Origin of the sequence: Galbibacter kalidii (assembly GCF_026241135.1) — a bacterium.
Lineage (GTDB): Bacteria > Bacteroidota > Bacteroidia > Flavobacteriales > Flavobacteriaceae > Galbibacter.
This window is the reverse complement of sequence record NZ_JAPFGA010000005.1, coordinates 1-18,032: the sequence shown is the minus strand read 5'-3', so window position 1 is coordinate 18,032 and position 18,032 is coordinate 1. Positions and strand designations below refer to the sequence as shown.

The following is an 18,032-nucleotide window of genomic DNA, read 5'->3' as shown; positions in this document are numbered from 1 at the left end:
ATGGGAAAGCTAAGAGGATTTTTAGAATACGACAGACAAGATGAAGATACTGTTGTTGTTGACGAACGTGTAAAAAATTATAACGAGTACACCAAAGAGCTCGATACCGAAGAACTGAATAAAGAAGGCGGTCGGTGTATGGATTGTGGCATTCCCTTTTGCCATAGTGGGTGCCCGCTTGGAAACCTTATTCCTGATTTTAACGATGCCGTATACAAGAACGACTGGAGTAAAGCCCTGCGCATTCTTCATTCAACCAATAATTTTCCTGAGTTCACCGGAAGATTGTGTCCCGCACCTTGTGAATCATCTTGTGTTTTGGGAATCATTCAACCTCCGGTATCTATCGAACTTATAGAAAAATATATTGTAGAGCGAGGCTTTAAAGAAGGATGGATAAAGCCAAATCCACCTGAAAATCGCACTGGAAAAACTGTAGCCGTTGTTGGTTCCGGACCGGCAGGACTTGCGGCAGCACAACAACTCAACCGAGCCGGACACACAGTAACCGTTTTTGAACGAGACAAAAAAATTGGCGGATTACTGCGCTACGGAATTCCTGATTTTAAATTAGAGAAAAAGGTGATAGACCGCCGTCTTGATATTATGAAAGAAGAAGGCATCGAATTCAAAACCAATGTTCACGTAGGTAAGAATTACGACGTGGAAAAACTAAACGATTTTGATGCAGTGGTATTGTGCGGTGGAGCTACACAACGAAGAAAGCTCCCTATTCCCGGTGCCGACGCAAAGGGTGTTGTTCAAGCCATGGAATTCCTAAAGCGTAACAACGAAGTTGTAGACGGACTCGAAGAACCTACTGAAGCATTGCATGCCAAAGGAAAGAATGTCATCGTCATTGGTGGTGGAGATACCGGTTCTGACTGTGTTGGGACATCCAACAGACATGGAGCAAAATCAGTGACCAATTTTGAAATTATGCCTATGCCTTCAAGCATGCGTACAGAGGACAACCCATGGCCATTTTGGCCTTTCACGTTAAAAACAACCTCTTCACACGAAGAGGGTTGTGATAGAAACTGGAGTATACTTACCAAAGAGTTTGTAAAAGACGGAAAAGGGAACCTGAAAGGTATTAAGACTGTTGATGTAAAATGGAAAAAAATTCCAGGGGAGCGACCTCAACTACAAGAAGTTGAAGGAACTGAAAAAGAATGGCCTTGCGAATTAGCATTATTGGCTTTAGGATTTACAGGTCCGGAAGCTACTTTGAGTGAGCAATTAGGACTTCACACAGACGACAGAAGCAACATCGAAGGTAATGATTATCAAACCAATATCCCTCATATATTTACTGCAGGAGATATGCGCAGAGGTCAGTCATTGATCGTTTGGGCGATTTCTGAAGGTAGGGAAGCTGCACATCATGTAGATAAATTTCTGATGGGCACTTCTGCCCTCCCTCTAAAAGGGAACGGAGATCTTCCTTCTGCTTAGAGCATGTTTAAACTGGTTTGATTGAAGCGAAAAATGCTCTTAGGTTAAATATTTATTTTTGATTAGTTATGAGTAAGACAGCCGGCTTAATTAAGTCGGCTGTTTTTTTGTAGGATTGTTCGGTTTTGTTTCCATTTTTGTATTTTGCCCAAAATTTTTTTCATGCAAGAAACACCCATCTTTACAGACGACACTATTGTATTTGGTATTATCATGTTGTGTTTAGGCTTTGTTTTCTATACTTCAGCCATAAAAACAGGATTTTGGAACAAGTTCTATAAAATAGTGCCTTCGGTACTGATGTGCTATTTACTCCCTTCCCTTTTCAGTTCTTTTGGGGTGATTTCAGACGAAACATCAAACCTCTATTTTATTGCCAGCAGGTATTTACTTCCTGCCTCACTGGTGTTAATGACCCTGAGTATCGACCTAAAAGCTGTTTTCAATCTCGGACCAAAAGCGCTTATCATGTTTTTTACAGGAACGATCGGGATTATTATAGGCGGACCATTGGCTATCTTGCTTATTTCTGCCGTATCGCCGGAAACCGTGGGTGGTATTGGTCCTGATGCTGTATGGAGAGGCTTGGCCACCTTGGCCGGAAGTTGGATTGGCGGAGGCGCCAACCAAGCTGCCATGCTCGAAATTTTCCAATATAACCCTGAAAAATACGGTGGTATGGTGCTTGTAGACATTGTTATGGCTAACCTATGGATGGCCATCGTACTATTGGGAATCGGAAAAAGCAAACGAATAGACCGCTGGTTCAAAGCAGACAACACTGCCATAGAAACCCTAAAAAACAAGGTAATAACGTTTACTGAAAAAGTAACCCGTGTTCCTTCTCTTGGAGATCTGGTTATGATCCTCGCCATTGCATTCGTTGCTGTAGGATTTGCACATTGGGGAGCCAACAATATTTCTACTTTTCTCACCAATAATTTTGAATCCATCAGCGATTCTAAAAACGCACTTTCTTCTTTTGGTTCGCAGTTCTTTTGGATGATCACTATCGCGACTGTTATCGGAATTGTACTTTCATTCACAAAGTTTAAAAATTATGAAGGTGCCGGTGCAGGTAAAATAGGATCAATCTGTATTTATATTCTGGTAGCCACCATTGGTATGAAAATGAATGTCTTTAGGATTTTTGAAAACCCCGGGCTTATTGCTATCGGTTTTGTTTGGATGGCCTTCCATGCCGGTTTGTTGATCTTAGTAGCCAAACTCATCAAAGCTCCGTACTTCTTCCTGGCCGTTGGTAGTCAGGCAAATGTTGGTGGGGCAGCTTCAGCTCCTGTAGTTGCAGCAGCTTTCCACCCTTCTTTGGCAACCGTCGGGGTGTTGTTGGCCGTTTTTGGATATGCTGTTGGAACCTATGGCGCCATTTTATGTGCTTATTTGATGGAAATCGCATCCAAAGTGTAGCAATTTATATAAGAATTACGCATATTTGCCCTTCAAATTAATTACCCAGAGGATAGCATACAGAACTTTTCAAAGGGAAAAAAACAAAATATGTACCGAATACTAATAACCGGACTTCTGGCCCTCTTTCTTTTTTCATGTGGAAAAGAAAAAGCCAATATGATTGTAAAAGGAAATGTCGAAGGACTGAAAAAAGGAACCTTGTATTTCCAAAAAAATGGGGATAGTAGTATCGTATCCATCGATTCATTGACGATTGATGGCAATGCCGATTTTACCTTCTCCACCAATGTTGAAAATCCGGAGATTTTCTACCTGTACCTTGACAAAAACGATGGGAATCCACTGAACGACCGATTCGAGTTTTTTGGGGAAGAAGGTACGATCACTATCAACACCACTAGGGATTATTTTGCGCCTGAAGCTCAAGTGGAAGGCTCTAAAAGCCATGAAAAATTGGCTGAATACAAAAAAATGATCTCTAAATTCAGTAATAAAAATCTCGATTTGATAAAAGAGACACTCGACGCTACTAAAAGTGGGGACACCATCTTGGCAGATTCCCTTCAAAAAGTTTCTGATAATAATATGAGACGTAGTTATTTGTACACCTTGAATTTTGCCATAAACAACAAGGAATCATATGCAGCACCATATATCATCTTGAGCAATGCCGACAACATCAATGTCAAGTTTTTAGATTCCATCAACAAGACCTTGAGTTCAGAAATAAGCAATTCTAAGTACGGAAAAATGCTTGCTGAATATATCGACAAGCGAAAAGAACTACAAGAAGCTGTAAAGGACTCTATTCAGTAAACAGCTAACTTTTTAAAAATACAATTCACCCTGTTTGACTATCTAAAATAGACCGACAGGGTGTTTTGTTATGCCCCCATCCAACTTTCCCTGACTTTAAAAAAATAGTATCTTTGAGAGGATGTGGATATTATTTTACCTACAATAACAACCATCATAAAAAAACAAATTCACCAATAAATTTGCAATATGAACTCTGAAATCTTAGTTAAAGAGTGGTTTGACAAATGGGAAAAAGGAAATTATTTCGACTTGCCGATTTCAGAGAATTTCCGACATATAAGTCCGTTTGGTACAATCAACGGAAAGCAAGCCTATCTCGATTTGGTGAAGAAAAATGAAGATAAATTCCTGAATCAAACTTTTGAAATACACGATGGAATTTACGAAGACGACCGTGCCTGTGTCCGCTACACGACAAAACAAGGAAATGATTTCACTCTGGATGTAAGTGAATGGTATTATTTTAAAGATCATCTGATTAAAAAGGTTATAGCCTATTACCATATTGGTAAAATACGTGATGAAAGAAAGTTACAGGAATAAGTATGGAAAATCTAATCAAGGAAATCAGAAATTGCACAATATGCGAAGATTATCTCCCAAACGAACCAAGGCCAATTCTGCAGGCGAGTTCATCTTCCAAAATAATCATCATTGGTCAGGCTCCCGGGCAAAAAGTGCAAAATAGCGGTATCCCATGGGATGATGCCAGCGGAAACAATTTAAGGAAATGGTTGGCTGTGGATAAACAACAATTTTATGACGAGAAACTATTCGCATTGATCCCTATGGGTTTTTGTTTTCCCGGTACAGGAAAATCGGGTGATTTACCCCCGAGAAAAGAATGTGCCCCAAAGTGGCATCAGCAGGTTTTTACCCATATGAAAGAGGCTGAACTGATTATTCTCATTGGACTCTATGCACAGAAATACTATTTGGCAAATGACGCAAAAAGAACTTTGACAGAAACCGTTAAAAACTACGATTCCTATTTACCAAAATATCTGCCTTTACCACATCCATCCCCTAGAAATAATATTTGGTTAAGGAAAAATAGTTGGTTTGAAACCGATGTCATTCCGGTATTACAGGAAAGAGTAAGCCGACTTGTTAAATAATGATCAAACAGAATAGTTAAAAAAGGTTTGTTCTTTTGATAAATCAATTTTATAAAAAACAACTAACTTTTATCTTATTAAGAAAAATTATTTATGATTAACTTTAAAACTATAAGCACTCTCAATGAAGAACTAAACCCGAGAAGGATTTTAAAATACGTACTTCTACACTGCAAGGATGGAAGCACCACTCTAATGATCGATGATAAAGAATACCGTCTTTATAAAGATCAAGTCATTACCATTACTTCCGGTCAAATACATTTTATTAAAGAATTAAATGGGGCATTGTCTATTTTGGAATTTACATTGGATTTCTTTTGTAAAGACGATAATGATATCGAGCTCATTTTTCACAATGGCCTCTTTTGTCATTTCGGTATGAATGAAATCATCACTTTAAAAGACCCGAAAATGTTTTCTGAACTATGTCGTAAAATAAATAATGAGCTGATTGAAAAACCATACCAATACTTAATCTCTATTCGTTCTTATATAGAACTTCTTTTGGTGGAGATCAACAGAACAAAGATTGAAAATGGAGATGAAATTTGGAAGCCGGATGCATTGTTTTTAAATTTTTTAGAACATGTCAGAAAGCATTTTAAGGACAACTACAATGTGAGCCAATTTGCCGATAAACTTCATACCACGGAATTAAAATTAAATGAACTATCAAAACTACACACTGATAAAACAGCACAGAATGTGATATACAGTCTTGTTGTTTCAGAAGCAAAACGAATGCTGATCTACCAAAAAATATCAATCAAAGAAATAGCTTTCGAACTTGGTTTCAATGACCCATATTATTTTTCAAACTTTTTCAAAAAATATACCAACACCTCTCCAAAATCCTACAGAAAAACCCATTCTTTATAAGATTTTACATCCCTTTCTTAAAATCGTCTATTTTTTACCTTTCCCTAATACACCAAATTTGTGTTTATAAACATAGCATTATTTTTTTAACCAAAAATCAAAAAAAATGAACACAAACATTCAAGATTACATCGTTAAAACACCCAACATGGACTGGCAACCGTTAGTTGAAAAAGGAACTCATTACAAAGGGATGTATGTTAAATCATTACGATATGACAAAACATCCCAGCGTTCTACCAGCATAATACTCAAATTTGAACCAAATGCGAGTTATCCCTACCACAACCATCCATCAGGAGAAGAGTTGTACGTATTGGAAGGATCGGCCATCATTGAAGGAGCAACTTTACATGCTGGTGACTACTTATATACCCCACCAAATTTTAAGCATTCGGTAAAAACAGAAACAGGTTGTGTTATCCTGTTTATAGTACCGGAAGAAGTCGAAATCCTGTAAACAAAAAGAGGTTGTCTAAAAAGCCCTTAGTGAATTTGATTTGTCAGTCTGAGCCTGTCGAAAACATATTGAACTTCAATAAATTATGCTTCGACAAGCTCAGCATGACATCTGAATTTACAGCTTTTTTGAGCCGATGGAGGGACTCCCTTCGTCTACGCTCAGGACAGGCTTCTCGCCCCTCTAATTTTATTTTCATCAACGACGTCACAAACAAAAAAGGCCTCTCAATTTTTGAGAGGCTTTCTTTTGAGCCGATGGAGGGACTCGAACCCACGACCTGCTGATTACAAATCAGCTGCTCTAGCCAGCTGAGCTACATCGGCCTTTACTCACTAAGTGAGATTTTAAATATCTCGAAGCTTACACTTAAATATTTTTTAGGTTGTCCCTAGTGCCTTTTGGGCCTGCCTTTGTCGGCAGGCAGGCTTACCCCGAAGTATTTTACATTAAAAATGTCCGCAAATATAATCCTGAAAATTATTTTTGCAAACTTTTTATTTTGAAAAAAATGTATCTGATTTACAATCAGGAAGTCGGAAGTTTATTCAATTTTTCAACTAACTTTTTAGCCTTGTCGTCCAGCTCTTTCCTGATGGCTTTGAAATGCGTTTTTTTATCCTCTTTTTTCACATCCTTATCGTTTACCTTAACGATCAGGTCATCAAAAATTTCAATGGCTTCATCTATTATTTTGTCGCCTTTTTTTGAGTTCGGATTATTGGTGCTGATCTCCCAAACATATACCGCTTCAATGATTTCACCCAACTCATAGTTGATATCCTTCTTTAAGTCTCTTATACTAGCCATAATTATCAAGATTTAAATATAAAAATACATTATTTTTCATGAACTCGTTTAAACTTTTTTGATGGAAGCGAAAAAGCTTAAATGAGTTTTATATATGGACTTCCAAAATCTTTGCGTTTTGGGCACTAATACTAATTTCGTTGACCGATGCCGGAATTAAAATTGTCTCCCCTTGGTTCAGGCTTTCTTTATATTCTCCTGAGCTCACCTGTGCTTTTCCATCCACACAGATATAAATACTGAACGAATCACGGTTCACCAGCTGCTTTACAAAAGTCCCCACCACATTGATGTAATTGGTGGTAAAATATGGACAACGCACCATGTTGTTTGACGAATTGTACTCCTTATCATACAAAACCAAATAATCATCTTTCTTTTCGTAGTCGATGGCATCAACGGCCAATTCTGTATGCAGCTCCCTTGTGTTACCGTCTTTATCCTTACGTTCGTAATCATAAATACGGTAAGTCACGTCTGAAGTTTGTTGGATTTCAGCCAATAAAATCCCTGCACCAATGGCGTGTACTTTTCCGGTATTGATAAAGAAGGTATCTCCAGCCTTTACCTTTTCGGCATTTAAAATCTCGAGTAATTTCCCCTCTTTAAGATGCTTTAGGTATTCTTCTTTGGTCAAGGTTTCTTTAAACCCGAGTATCAATTCTGATCCTTCATCGGCTTGCATCACATGCCACATTTCTGTTTTTCCGAAGGAATTATGCCTTTCTTTTGCCAAGGCATCGTTAGGGTGCAATTGTACCGAAAGGTCGAGTTTGGCGTCGATAAACTTGATTAGAATCGGAAATTTGCTACCAAAACGCTCATAAACGCTTCTTCCCAACAACTCCGCTTTATAGCTGTCGATAAGCTCTTGAAGTGTTTTTCCTTCCAAAGCACCGCTTTTGACTACCGAAACATTGTTTTCCACTGCTGATATTTCCCAACTTTCTGCGGCAGTTTCAGTTTTTACGTTTTTTCCTAATACTTCTTTTAGTTTAGTTCCTCCCCATAGATATTCTTTAAAAATAGGGGAAAATTTCAATGGATATAAATTCATTTGTAATGATGGTGACTACTGTCTTTTAATTAGTAATAATTTATGCACCGTTGTAGGTCACAAAATTTCTTGGTGTTTCATAAAGCTTGATTTCGAGCTCATACTGCTCTAAAAATGGTTTCAAGCGATTGTAGATCACCACAGCTATATTTTCCACCGTCGGATTGAGCGATTTGAACTCAGGCACTTCGATATTCAGGTTTTTATGATCAAAGTGTTCTTCAACTTCCCTGACGATAAGATCTTTCAATATCTTCAAGTCGATTACAAATCCGGTTTCGGGATCTACTTCCCCGATAACACTAACTGTAAGATCGTAATTGTGCCCGTGGTAATTCGGATTACTGCATTTGCCAAAGACCTCCCTGTTCTTTTCATCACTCCAATCCTTACGATACAACCGATGTCCGGCATTAAAATGTGCTTTTCTGCTTACTTTCAACCTCATATCGTTGATGGGTCTATATGTTCATAAAATTTATCAAAAATGATCTTGAACCAAGCCGTGTATATCTCCGGATTCACTTCCATATCTTTTTTGATGTCTTGTAGCGACACCCATTTCCATGCAACAACCTCATCAGAATTAATATTAGGTTCGCCGTTGAACTTCCCTATCATGATATGGTCGTATTCGTGTTCGGTAAGACCGTTATCAAACGGCACCTTGTAGATAAAAGACAATACATTTTCCAAATCGGTTGTAAAGCCCATCTCTTCCATAAGGCGTCTTTTTCCGGCTTCAATATTGCTCTCGCCCTCTCGCTGGTGACTGCAACAGGTGTTGGTCCACAATCCCGGAGAATGATATTTATGTAAGGCGCGTTGCTGGATCATGGTCTCACCTTTGTCATTAAAAACAAAGACAGAAAAAGCCCTGTGCAACAATGCTTTTTCATGTGCTTCGATCTTCTCCATCAAGCCTATTTGCTCATCCTGTTCGTTAACAAGAATTACTTTTTCTTTTCCCATTCAGCTCTTTTTCATTCAAATTAAGCTCTAAAAGTACACAACAAAGCTACAAAATTGGTTAAGCATATCATAAAACAATAAAATCATCCTAAATAATGGTTCTTCTTATAGATTCAATTATTTTTGCAGACCTTAACTGTGAAGCATGCGTTTAGAAGAAGAGATCAAAAAAAGAAGAACATTCGGGATTATTTCCCACCCCGATGCGGGTAAAACCACTTTAACTGAAAAGCTACTGCTTTTTGGTGGTGCCATACAAGAAGCTGGCGCCGTAAAAAGCAATAAGATCAAAAAGGGAGCAACCAGTGATTTTATGGAGATCGAACGCCAAAGGGGGATCTCGGTAGCTACTTCGGTTTTGGCATTCAACTATAAAAACAAAAAGATAAACATTCTCGATACACCGGGCCATAAGGATTTTGCTGAAGATACCTTTAGAACCCTTACTGCCGTGGATAGTGTTATCGTAGTGATCGACGTTGCCAAAGGAGTGGAGGAACAAACCGAAAAACTGGTCGAGGTTTGCCGCATGCGTAACATCCCTATGATCGTTTTCATCAACAAACTGGACCGCGAAGGAAAAGACGCTTTCGATCTTTTGGACGAGGTGGAGCAAAAATTGAACCTGAAAGTAACTCCGCTGAGTTTCCCTATCGGAATGGGATATGATTTTAAAGGAATTTATAATGTTTGGGAGAAAAACATCAATCTTTTTAGCGGTGACAGCAAAAAGAATATCGAAGAAACCATCGCTTTCGACAATGTAGAAAGTCCGGAACTCGAAAAGATCATCGGGGAAGATGCAGCTGATGAACTCCGGGAAAACCTTGAATTGGTGTATGAGGTCTATCCTGATTTTGATCGGGAAGAATACATAAAAGGAGAGCTCCAACCTGTTTTCTTTGGTTCGGCATTAAACAATTTTGGAGTGAGGGAACTGTTGGATTGTTTTGTGGAGATCGCCCCTCCCCCGCTGCCCAAAAAAGCTGAAGAGCGCCTGGTAAAACCTAACGAAAACGATTTTTCAGGTTTTGTATTTAAAATCCACGCCAATATGGATCCAAAACATCGCGACCGACTCGCTTTCATTAAAATAGTTTCAGGAACTTTTGAAAGAAACACCCCCTATTTACACGTTCGAAATAACAAAAAACTCAAGTTTTCGAGTCCGAATGCTTTTTTTGCTGAAAAAAAAGAGATCGTAGACGTTTCCTATGCAGGTGATATTGTCGGTTTACATGATACCGGAAATTTTAAGATCGGTGATACCCTAACACAAGGTGAAGTTCTGAATTTTAAAGGGATTCCGAGTTTCTCTCCCGAGCACTTTAGGTATATCAACAATGCCGATCCTATGAAAGCCAAACAATTGAACAAAGGGATCAACCAGTTGATGGATGAAGGTGTGGCACAGCTTTTCACCTTGGAAATGAACAACCGAAAAATAATAGGAACGGTTGGAGCACTTCAATACGAAGTAATCCAATACCGTCTGGAACACGAATACGGAGCAAAATGCACCTACGAGAACCTTCCTGTTCACAAAGCCTGTTGGGTAGAACCTGAAGATCTGAACAGTGAAGAGTTTGCCGAGTTCAAACGTGTAAAACAAAAATTCCTCGCTAAAGACAAACAGGGACAATTGGTGTTTTTAGCCGACTCTGCTTTTTCTATCCAAATGACACAACAAAAATACCCGAATGTAAAACTACATTTTGTCTCGGAGTATAAATAATTACGAAATACCAGAATAGAAATACGAAATACTTCCAACTTCGTATTTCTATTTTCTAAACTTATAAAGTCCTCCCCCAACGCCTCCTAAGGAGGGGAGCATATTTCTCTGCTTTTATTAGAGAATCCCGTTAATATCGTCTTAAACTTAGTGCTTGAAAATTATGAAATCTCCCCCCTTCGGGCCTTCGGGGGGATTAAGGGGGGAACAAAAAAAGCCCGGATCTCCACCCGGGCTTCACGCACTAATATACTAAGATGTTAGGTTTATCGTAACCGATCAACAGATTTTACGAGATCTTCGTCCTTTTTAATGGCCTTATTGGCCAACACTAAAAAAACGATAGAAACAATAGGTAGAAGCATCCCAATACCCTTCTCAGAAATATTACTTTCTCCGGATAAGATTAGCGACCGATAAACGAAAAATCCTAGTAAAAAAAGATTCAATATCATGTTCAATCTGTTCAAGACAAATTGATTTTTTCTGTTTTTAAATAGGAATATAGCAACAAAAGCAAGTGCAGCAATCCCGATAAACAATCCTAAATACAACATATTATCGGTTGCATACACTTTTTGTCCATCATTGTTTGTCCACAAATTTACCAAAAATGGTAAAGCGCTACTCACAATAACAACAATCAGTAAATATATGCTTTGTATGCGTTGTATCACTTTTTTGCTTTTTATTGAACTCGCTTAAATATTTTTAATCGGCTTAAAAGAGTGATTTTCGCTTCAATCAAAATATTTTAATGAGTTCATTGGGCAAAAATAACGTTCTTTTTGAAAAAATGTGCTTGTTTGTTAAAATAAATTTGTATTATTGCGTAGTCAATTCGGAACAAGTACTTTACTACGATTGTATTTGCACTTCTATTAATTTTTTCGAGAGAAAATATCATTTTACCTCAAACTCATAATTATTTATTTTATCAATGTTTGAAATTTCAGATTTAAAAGCAAAAAAACTTGCTGAGCTACAGGAAATTGCCAAAGTAGCGGGAATTCCTAAATACAAATCCCTTAAAAAAGACGATTTAATATACCAAATCCTAGATATACAGGCAGCTAGCCCGGAAGCGGTGGCAAAAGAAAAAGAAGAAAGGGAAAAGAAAACCCCTGCACGGAAACCTGTTCAAAGGAAAAGAACAGCCAGAACAACAAAAAAGACAACAAGCCCTGCAACTAGCTCGGCTTCAAAAAACACTCCTCAAAAAACAGCGGAAAAACCCCAAAAAGAGGTGGAAAACACAAAAAAGGAGAGCAAAACCGCTGCTGTTCCCAAAAAAGAACAACAAAAAAGCGTGGATCAAAAACAACATAAAACGGCGAGCAAAGACCATAAAAGTGGTCAACAACGCAAAGACAGTAGCTCAAGCCGTAATCAATCTCAATCACATCAACACAAAAAAAGTTCGCCAAAAGACAGGGATAACTATGACAAGGAAAAGAAAAACCGATATAGAGAACCCGATTTTGAGTTTGATGGCATCGTAGAAAGTGAAGGTGTTCTTGATATCATGCAAGATGGTTACGGATTTTTAAGAAGTAGTGACTACAACTATCTGTCTTCTCCTGATGACATTTATGTATCACAATCACAAATACGTTTGTTTGGTCTAAAAACGGGAGATACTGTAAAAGGTACCGTAAGACCTCCAAAAGAAGGTGAGAAATATTTTCCGCTTATCAAGGTAAATCAAATCAACGGACTCGACCCACAAGTGGTAAGAGATCGTGTTTCTTTTGAGCATCTCACACCTCTTTTTCCGGATGAAAAATTCAGATTGGCAGAAAAACAAAGTACGATCTCTACAAGGATTGTCGATTTGTTTTCTCCTATAGGAAAAGGACAGCGTGGTATGATCGTTTCTCAGCCAAAAACTGGTAAAACCATGTTGCTGAAAGACATTGCAAATGCTATTGCTGCCAACCACCCTGAAGTATTTCAGCTTATCCTTTTGATCGATGAGCGTCCTGAAGAGGTAACCGATATGCAGCGTAACGTTAGAGGTGAAGTGATCGCTTCTACTTTTGATGAACCTGCCGATAGACACGTAAAAGTGGCTAACATTGTTTTGGAAAAAGCAAAACGTTTGGTAGAATGTGGTCATGATGTAGTGGTGCTTCTAGACTCCATTACGCGTTTAGCAAGAGCCTATAACACTGTTCAACCTGCCAGTGGTAAAGTATTAAGTGGGGGTGTTGATGCCAATGCGCTACACAAACCAAAACGTTTCTTTGGTGCTGCGAGAAATATTGAAGGTGGTGGATCGCTAACGATTATTGCAACCGCACTTACCGATACAGGCTCTAAAATGGACGAAGTGATCTTTGAAGAATTTAAAGGAACCGGTAACATGGAACTACAACTCGACAGGCGAATTGCCAACAGACGTATCTTCCCTGCTATCGACCTTATCTCCTCTTCCACACGTCGCGACGACTTGTTATTGGACGAAAACTCCATCCAACGTATGTGGATCATGCGCAAATATCTGTCAGATATGAATCCACTGGAAGCGATGGAATTCATGGAACAACGCATAAAAGTAACCAAGAATAACGAAGAATTTTTAATGACGATGAATCAGTAAATAATTCTTCCAAGTATAATATTCAAAAATCCTGTCTTTCATGAGGCAGGATTTTTTTTATTTAATACTTTCCATATATCGATATAGGTTATAAGACTGTTAATGAATTCGCTATATCCGTATTTTTTTATAATTTACTGAAAAATAACAGTTTATGATTCCTTTAAAGAAATTCACCACCCCTATCATTCTATTCTTGGTCGCCATTTTTTTTAAATGGGGCAATCAAAGCTTCTTCGATTTCAACAGAGACACCACATTTCTTATTGAGAAGCTTAGTTCTATATTATTGATCATTAGTATTACTTGGGCATTAATTATTCTTCTGAAAGTTTTTAAAAAGCGATATCTGAAGCGTTATAACCTTGAGCAAGAAAACAACCTTGACGCTCGAAAACTCTACACGCAGTTTAATATCCTCGAGAGAATCAGCATCTTTATTATTGTCCTTATTGCCATTGCATCCATATTATTGCTTTTTGAAGGAGTTCGTAAAGTAGGCATTAGCCTATTTGCTTCTGCCGGAGTTGCCGGGATCATATTAGGTTTGGCCGCACAAAAGGTCATAGGATCCATTTTAGCGGGTTTACAAATTGCCATTTCGCAACCTATAAGGCTAGATGATGTTTTAGTAGTTGAAGGTGAATGGGGCTGGGTTGAAGAAATAACCTTAACCTTTGTCGTAGTGAGAATATGGGACAAGCGTCGCCTTATATTACCCACCACCTATTTTATTGAAAAACCCTTTCAAAACTGGACACGCACCAATGCCGATATTTTAGGAACTGTTTTTATTTATACCGACTACAACATTCCCTTTGATGTCCTTCGGAAAGAACTCAACCGGTTACTTGAAGGTAATCCGCTATGGGACGGAAAAGCCAATGTAATTCAAGTAACCGATTGTAAAGAAAATTATGTGGAGATAAGGGCATTGATGAGCGCTAAAAACTCTCCACAAGCATGGGATCTTCGTGTGTATATTCGTGAAAAACTAATCGAATTTGTCCAAAGGGAATATCCGGACAGCCTTCCAAAAACAAGGATACTTGTTAAAAATTCAGAAGAAAAATTTACTGATAAGCCTTAATATCTACTTATAATTCTGTTTTGTTTCTATGACGTTCTCTTGCCAAAAGGGTGTTTTTTAACAACATAGCGATGGTCATAGGACCTACTCCCCCGGGAACCGGAGTGATAAAGCTGGCTTTTTTGCTCACATTCTCAAAATCCACATCACCTGTGATTCTGTATCCTTTAGGTCTGTCTTCATCCGGAACGCGTGTAATCCCCACATCGATAATTACAGCATCATCTTTTACCATCTCTGCTTTTAAGAAATTAGGAGATCCCAAGGCTGTAATGATAATATCTGCTTGAGAAGTGATCTGCGTAATGTTTTTGGTGTGACTGTGGGTAAGTGTCACCGTTGAATTTCCTGGGAAACCTTTTCTCCCCATCAAAATACTCATAGGGCGCCCCACAATATGCGAACGACCAATAACAACTGTATGTTTTCCTTTGGTTTCTACTCCATAACGTTCCAATAACTCCAAAATCCCGAAAGGTGTAGCCGGAATAAACGTACTCATATCCAAGGCCATTTTCCCAAAATTCATCGGATGAAAACCATCCACATCCTTATCAGGATCTACAGCCATCAATACCTTTTGTTCGTCAATCTGATCCGGTAACGGAAGTTGCACTATAAATCCGTCGATATCCTCGTCATTGTTCAACTCTTCTATTTTATTGAGTAGCTCCAGCTCGCTGGTGGTATTCGGAAGTTTTACCAAAGTAGATTCAAAACCAACACGCTCACAGGATTTCACTTTACTACCCACGTAGGTCAAACTCGCTCCGTCGTTTCCTACGAGAACAGCGGCTAAGTGAGGTACCTTTTCTCCGCGTTCCCTCATTTTATCAACTTCAGCAGTAATTTCGTCTTTTATCTGGTTGGATATTTTTTTACCGTCTAAGATTGTCATTTTTTATGTTTTAGATTCAAAGTTCAAGATTTAAAATTTAAAGTTCAAGATTTAAGGTTTAATGCCCTTTTTGGTGTTATTTGAACTTTGAATAGCCTACTTCAATCCGCTCATCATCTGCATCATTTTTCGTCCGCCGCCACCTTGCATCATCTTCATCATTTTGCTCATTTGGTTGAATTGTTTCAACAGCTGATTCACTTCCTGAACAGAAGTTCCGCTTCCTTTAGCAATTCGCTTTTTCCTACTCCCATTCATCAACTTCGGATCAGAACGTTCCTCTGGGGTCATCGAATGAATAATAGCCTCTATTCCTTTAAAAGCATCGTCGTCGATATCCATTCCTTTAAGCGCTTTTCCTGCTCCGGGAATCATTCCCATCAGGTCTTTCATGCTTCCCATTTTCTTAATCTGCTGAATCTGATTCAGAAAATCATCAAAACCAAACTGGTTTTTAGCGATCTTTTTGTGAAGTTTCCTCGCTTCCTCTTCGTCATATTGTTCCTGGGCTCTTTCCACTAAGGAAACTACATCTCCCATTCCCAAAATACGATCGGCCATACGTGCCGGATAGAACACATCAACAGCATCCATTTTTTCTCCGGTACCGATGAATTTGATCGGCTTGTTCACAACCGATTTAATAGAAAGCGCAGCACCCCCTCGTGTATCACCGTCCAATTTGGTCAGGATCACTCCGTTGAAGTCCAAAACATCGTTAAATGCCTTGGCCGTGTTTACCGCATCTTGACCAGTCATGGAATCCACAACAAACAAGGTCTCATTCGGTTGGATCGCCTTATGGATATTGGAAATCTCCTTCATCATCTGTTCATCCACAGCTAAACGACCTGCTGTATCGACAATCACCACGTTATGTCCGTTGGACTTTGCATGGGAAATGGCTGCTTTTGCGATGGCAACAGGATCAGAATTTCCCTTATCAGAATAGACCTCAACACCAACCTGTTCCCCCACTACGTGAAGCTGATTGATCGCTGCCGGACGGTAAACATCACAGGCCACCAATAAAGGTTTCTTTGTTTTTTTGTTTTTTAGGAAATTAGCCAGCTTACCGGAAAAAGTCGTTTTACCAGAACCTTGCAGACCCGCCATCAAAATCACAGACGGATCACCTGAAAGGTCAACTCCGGCTGCCTCACCGCCCATCAATTCTGAAAGCTCATCCTTAACAAGCTTAACCATAAGCTGCCCGGGCTTCAATGTCGTTAATACATTTTGCCCCAGCGCTTTTTCTTTTACTGTATTGGTAAATTCTTTAGCCGTTTTAAAATTCACATCGGCATCGAGCAACGCACGGCGCACTTCCTTAAGTGTTTCCGCAACGTTCACCTCGGTGATTTGTCCGTGTCCTTTTAAAACGTGAAACGCCTTATCTAACTTTTCGCTTAAACTATCAAACATATTGTATTTCTTCTTTTACTCACTAAGTGAGATTTTAAATGCCCCGACACTTGCCTGCCCATTCCGTTCAGGCGGGCGTCGACAATGTCTTTTAGATTTTCCATCTAATGCCTCGCATCCCGAGGTAATTTAATCCTGTTTTTACAGGAAGTGCAAATTTAAGCATTTGTAAGTGAAGTTGGAAAGTAATTTTGGACTTCTTCAGCCCTTAATTTTTAAATCTTACCCAAGACTATTTCCCACCGTTGGCTTGTAGATCGGCTATACACTGACTATCGAGTTGTGGTACATCACCTCCGGATATATTCCCGATACTGATTCCCGCTTCCACACGGTAGTTCATCAAACAGTCTTCAACATCACAATGATGACCGTTTTCGGTATCCAGATGATCGCTTTGCATATCAGTCCCCAAATCTACCAGCCCTAACAAATGTCCAAATTCGTGATTAAACACCGTAGTCTCCATCACAACACGATCGGGTTCGGTGGCTTGATCGCTAAATCTTTGTAAAGTTTCTTCAAAAATCACGAAGGATGTATTTCTATATGCAACCCCTAAAACAACAGAATTATCTGTGTCTTCATGCCACTTCCCATTTATAAACATGGCAAATAACGCCAGCCTGTTTTCGGTGTTAAACTGACTTCTGATATCTTGCTCAATATCATCAATCTCTTGGATATCGTAATCTCCATCTCCGGGTTCTGCAATAGAACGCATATTGAGTTCCACACCCCCCGATTTATGACATCTGGTATTGATAAAACTCACTAAATTATCCAATGATTGCTGAGAAGGTTGATAACCTTCCACATAAACTACCTCTATCACTAAACTTGAAAAAAGCTCATCAGAAAGAAAGTCGGCGGCAGAATCACCTGTGCTTAATCTGTTGCTTGGAATGGGATTTGGAGTATTCTGTGGATCATCATCTTTTGAACATCCCACCAAAAAAATGAACGTCAGCAACAAAAACGTCCTAAGAAACTGTTTTATCATCACTATTTTTTTTGCAATATATTAAAAGAACTCATTTAAACTTTCTCTAATTGGCTACAAAATAATCTTTTCACCCCATATTTTGTCTTTTTTTGCTCCATAGCCTTAGCTATGCAGCGCAAAAAAGCCTTCATCTGGGGCAAAAATCTCTATTTTTCGCTTCAATCAAAAAAGTTTTATAGAGGTCAGTAGTTAGTTACTTATCAATTTCGATTGATATACAACATCACTATTGACCATTTTGGTAATAAGGTTATTAAATATTGTTTCCT

The 18,032-nt window shown here is 38.8% G+C and carries 18 protein-coding genes and 1 tRNA gene; 10 read left to right on the top strand and 9 right to left on the bottom strand.

Going from position 1 to position 18,032, the window contains the following annotated elements; genetic code table 11:
* From OOZ15_RS06840 to OOZ15_RS06810, 7 genes are all read left to right on the top strand, one after another.
* The gene (locus OOZ15_RS06840; protein ID WP_265955275.1) at positions 1–1,458 is read left to right on the top strand and encodes a glutamate synthase subunit beta; all 1,458 of its coding nucleotides are present in this window, start codon (positions 1–3) and stop codon (positions 1,456–1,458) included.
* A 162-nt stretch (positions 1,459–1,620) separates the two neighbouring features.
* Positions 1,621–2,886: a DUF819 family protein gene (locus OOZ15_RS06835; RefSeq protein ID WP_265955273.1), complete on the top strand. Its 1,266-nt coding sequence runs from the start codon at positions 1,621–1,623 to the stop codon at positions 2,884–2,886.
* A gap of 90 nt (positions 2,887–2,976) precedes the next feature.
* Complete coding sequence (locus tag OOZ15_RS06830; RefSeq protein WP_265955271.1) at positions 2,977–3,705, top strand: DUF4369 domain-containing protein; 729 nt, start codon at positions 2,977–2,979, stop codon at positions 3,703–3,705.
* A 189-nt stretch (positions 3,706–3,894) separates the two neighbouring features.
* Complete coding sequence (locus OOZ15_RS06825; RefSeq protein WP_265955269.1) at positions 3,895–4,251, top strand: nuclear transport factor 2 family protein; 357 nt, start codon at positions 3,895–3,897, stop codon at positions 4,249–4,251.
* Between the two features lie 2 nt (positions 4,252–4,253).
* Entirely contained in the window at positions 4,254–4,826 is a 573-nt protein-coding gene (locus tag OOZ15_RS06820; RefSeq protein ID WP_265955268.1) for a uracil-DNA glycosylase family protein, read from the top strand.
* Between the two features lie 93 nt (positions 4,827–4,919).
* Positions 4,920–5,708, top strand: coding sequence for an AraC family transcriptional regulator (locus OOZ15_RS06815; RefSeq protein WP_265955267.1), 789 nt, complete (start codon positions 4,920–4,922; stop codon positions 5,706–5,708).
* A 106-nt stretch (positions 5,709–5,814) separates the two neighbouring features.
* Entirely contained in the window at positions 5,815–6,168 is a 354-nt protein-coding gene (locus OOZ15_RS06810) for a dimethylsulfonioproprionate lyase family protein (RefSeq protein WP_265955265.1), read from the top strand.
* Positions 6,169–6,420: 252 nt separating this feature from the next.
* On the opposite strand, the gene OOZ15_RS06805 is transcribed toward OOZ15_RS06810, so the two are convergent.
* The 5 genes from OOZ15_RS06805 to idi form a co-directional block, all read right to left on the bottom strand.
* Positions 6,421–6,494: transfer RNA gene (locus tag OOZ15_RS06805), tRNA-Thr, on the bottom strand.
* Positions 6,495–6,696: 202 nt separating this feature from the next.
* Entirely contained in the window at positions 6,697–6,978 is a 282-nt protein-coding gene (locus OOZ15_RS06800) for a hypothetical protein (RefSeq protein WP_265955263.1), read from the bottom strand.
* A gap of 88 nt (positions 6,979–7,066) precedes the next feature.
* Positions 7,067–8,035 carry a type I phosphomannose isomerase catalytic subunit gene (locus OOZ15_RS06795; RefSeq protein WP_265955261.1) on the bottom strand — a complete coding sequence of 323 codons (969 nt, stop codon included), beginning with the start codon at positions 8,033–8,035 and terminating at the stop codon, positions 7,067–7,069.
* Positions 8,036–8,075: 40 nt separating this feature from the next.
* Positions 8,076–8,483 (bottom strand): 6-pyruvoyl trahydropterin synthase family protein, encoded by a 408-nt coding sequence (locus OOZ15_RS06790; RefSeq protein WP_265955259.1) that lies wholly within the window; start codon positions 8,481–8,483, stop codon positions 8,076–8,078.
* Positions 8,480–9,007 (bottom strand): isopentenyl-diphosphate Delta-isomerase, encoded by a 528-nt coding sequence (gene idi, locus OOZ15_RS06785; protein ID WP_265955257.1) that lies wholly within the window; start codon positions 9,005–9,007, stop codon positions 8,480–8,482. Before idi ends, OOZ15_RS06790 begins: the two co-directional genes overlap by 4 nt.
* Before the next feature lie 145 nt (positions 9,008–9,152).
* Between idi and OOZ15_RS06780 the strand changes: the two genes are divergently transcribed.
* Positions 9,153–10,742: a peptide chain release factor 3 gene (locus OOZ15_RS06780; protein WP_265955255.1), complete on the top strand. Its 1,590-nt coding sequence runs from the start codon at positions 9,153–9,155 to the stop codon at positions 10,740–10,742.
* 266 nt (positions 10,743–11,008) lie between these two features.
* On the opposite strand, the gene OOZ15_RS06775 is transcribed toward OOZ15_RS06780, so the two are convergent.
* Positions 11,009–11,419: a DUF4293 domain-containing protein gene (locus OOZ15_RS06775; RefSeq protein ID WP_265955253.1), complete on the bottom strand. Its 411-nt coding sequence runs from the start codon at positions 11,417–11,419 to the stop codon at positions 11,009–11,011.
* A 263-nt stretch (positions 11,420–11,682) separates the two neighbouring features.
* Between OOZ15_RS06775 and rho the strand changes: the two genes are divergently transcribed.
* Both rho and OOZ15_RS06765 read left to right on the top strand, forming a co-directional pair.
* A complete protein-coding gene (gene rho / locus OOZ15_RS06770; protein ID WP_265955251.1) occupies positions 11,683–13,344 on the top strand; it encodes a transcription termination factor Rho in 1,662 nt (553 codons plus the stop codon).
* Between the two features lie 154 nt (positions 13,345–13,498).
* Positions 13,499–14,434: a mechanosensitive ion channel family protein gene (locus OOZ15_RS06765; protein WP_265955248.1), complete on the top strand. Its 936-nt coding sequence runs from the start codon at positions 13,499–13,501 to the stop codon at positions 14,432–14,434.
* A gap of 7 nt (positions 14,435–14,441) precedes the next feature.
* Here OOZ15_RS06765 and OOZ15_RS06760 read toward each other — a convergent pair whose 3' ends face one another.
* The 3 genes from OOZ15_RS06760 to OOZ15_RS06750 all read right to left on the bottom strand — a co-directional run bounded on the left by OOZ15_RS06760 (position 14,442) and on the right by OOZ15_RS06750 (position 17,760).
* Positions 14,442–15,332: a bifunctional 5,10-methylenetetrahydrofolate dehydrogenase/5,10-methenyltetrahydrofolate cyclohydrolase gene (locus OOZ15_RS06760; RefSeq protein WP_265955247.1), complete on the bottom strand. Its 891-nt coding sequence runs from the start codon at positions 15,330–15,332 to the stop codon at positions 14,442–14,444.
* 96 nt (positions 15,333–15,428) lie between these two features.
* A complete protein-coding gene (gene ffh, locus OOZ15_RS06755; protein ID WP_265955245.1) occupies positions 15,429–16,757 on the bottom strand; it encodes a signal recognition particle protein in 1,329 nt (442 codons plus the stop codon).
* A gap of 232 nt (positions 16,758–16,989) precedes the next feature.
* Positions 16,990–17,760: a zinc metalloprotease gene (locus OOZ15_RS06750; RefSeq protein ID WP_265955243.1), complete on the bottom strand. Its 771-nt coding sequence runs from the start codon at positions 17,758–17,760 to the stop codon at positions 16,990–16,992.
* Between the last annotated feature and the right edge of the window lie 272 nt (positions 17,761–18,032).

What these genes read in the sequence shown, in the direction of transcription:
- idi (WP_265955257.1), bottom strand. Translation starts at nt 9,007, where the DNA reads ATGGGAAAAGAAAAAGTAATTCTTGTTAACGAACAGGATGAGCAAATA.
- OOZ15_RS06825 (WP_265955269.1), top strand. Translation starts at nt 3,895, where the DNA reads ATGAACTCTGAAATCTTAGTTAAAGAGTGGTTTGACAAATGGGAAAAA.
- OOZ15_RS06835 (WP_265955273.1), top strand. Translation starts at nt 1,621, where the DNA reads ATGCAAGAAACACCCATCTTTACAGACGACACTATTGTATTTGGTATT.
- rho (WP_265955251.1), top strand. Translation starts at nt 11,683, where the DNA reads ATGTTTGAAATTTCAGATTTAAAAGCAAAAAAACTTGCTGAGCTACAG.
- OOZ15_RS06840 (WP_265955275.1), top strand. Translation starts at nt 1, where the DNA reads ATGGGAAAGCTAAGAGGATTTTTAGAATACGACAGACAAGATGAAGAT.
- OOZ15_RS06830 (WP_265955271.1), top strand. Translation starts at nt 2,977, where the DNA reads ATGTACCGAATACTAATAACCGGACTTCTGGCCCTCTTTCTTTTTTCA.
- OOZ15_RS06790 (WP_265955259.1), bottom strand. Translation starts at nt 8,483, where the DNA reads ATGAGGTTGAAAGTAAGCAGAAAAGCACATTTTAATGCCGGACATCGG.
- OOZ15_RS06765 (WP_265955248.1), top strand. Translation starts at nt 13,499, where the DNA reads ATGATTCCTTTAAAGAAATTCACCACCCCTATCATTCTATTCTTGGTC.
- OOZ15_RS06820 (WP_265955268.1), top strand. Translation starts at nt 4,254, where the DNA reads ATGGAAAATCTAATCAAGGAAATCAGAAATTGCACAATATGCGAAGAT.
- OOZ15_RS06780 (WP_265955255.1), top strand. Translation starts at nt 9,153, where the DNA reads ATGCGTTTAGAAGAAGAGATCAAAAAAAGAAGAACATTCGGGATTATT.
- OOZ15_RS06750 (WP_265955243.1), bottom strand. Translation starts at nt 17,760, where the DNA reads ATGATAAAACAGTTTCTTAGGACGTTTTTGTTGCTGACGTTCATTTTT.
- OOZ15_RS06815 (WP_265955267.1), top strand. Translation starts at nt 4,920, where the DNA reads ATGATTAACTTTAAAACTATAAGCACTCTCAATGAAGAACTAAACCCG.
- OOZ15_RS06795 (WP_265955261.1), bottom strand. Translation starts at nt 8,035, where the DNA reads ATGAATTTATATCCATTGAAATTTTCCCCTATTTTTAAAGAATATCTA.
- ffh (WP_265955245.1), bottom strand. Translation starts at nt 16,757, where the DNA reads ATGTTTGATAGTTTAAGCGAAAAGTTAGATAAGGCGTTTCACGTTTTA.
- OOZ15_RS06810 (WP_265955265.1), top strand. Translation starts at nt 5,815, where the DNA reads ATGAACACAAACATTCAAGATTACATCGTTAAAACACCCAACATGGAC.
- OOZ15_RS06760 (WP_265955247.1), bottom strand. Translation starts at nt 15,332, where the DNA reads ATGACAATCTTAGACGGTAAAAAAATATCCAACCAGATAAAAGACGAA.
- OOZ15_RS06800 (WP_265955263.1), bottom strand. Translation starts at nt 6,978, where the DNA reads ATGGCTAGTATAAGAGACTTAAAGAAGGATATCAACTATGAGTTGGGT.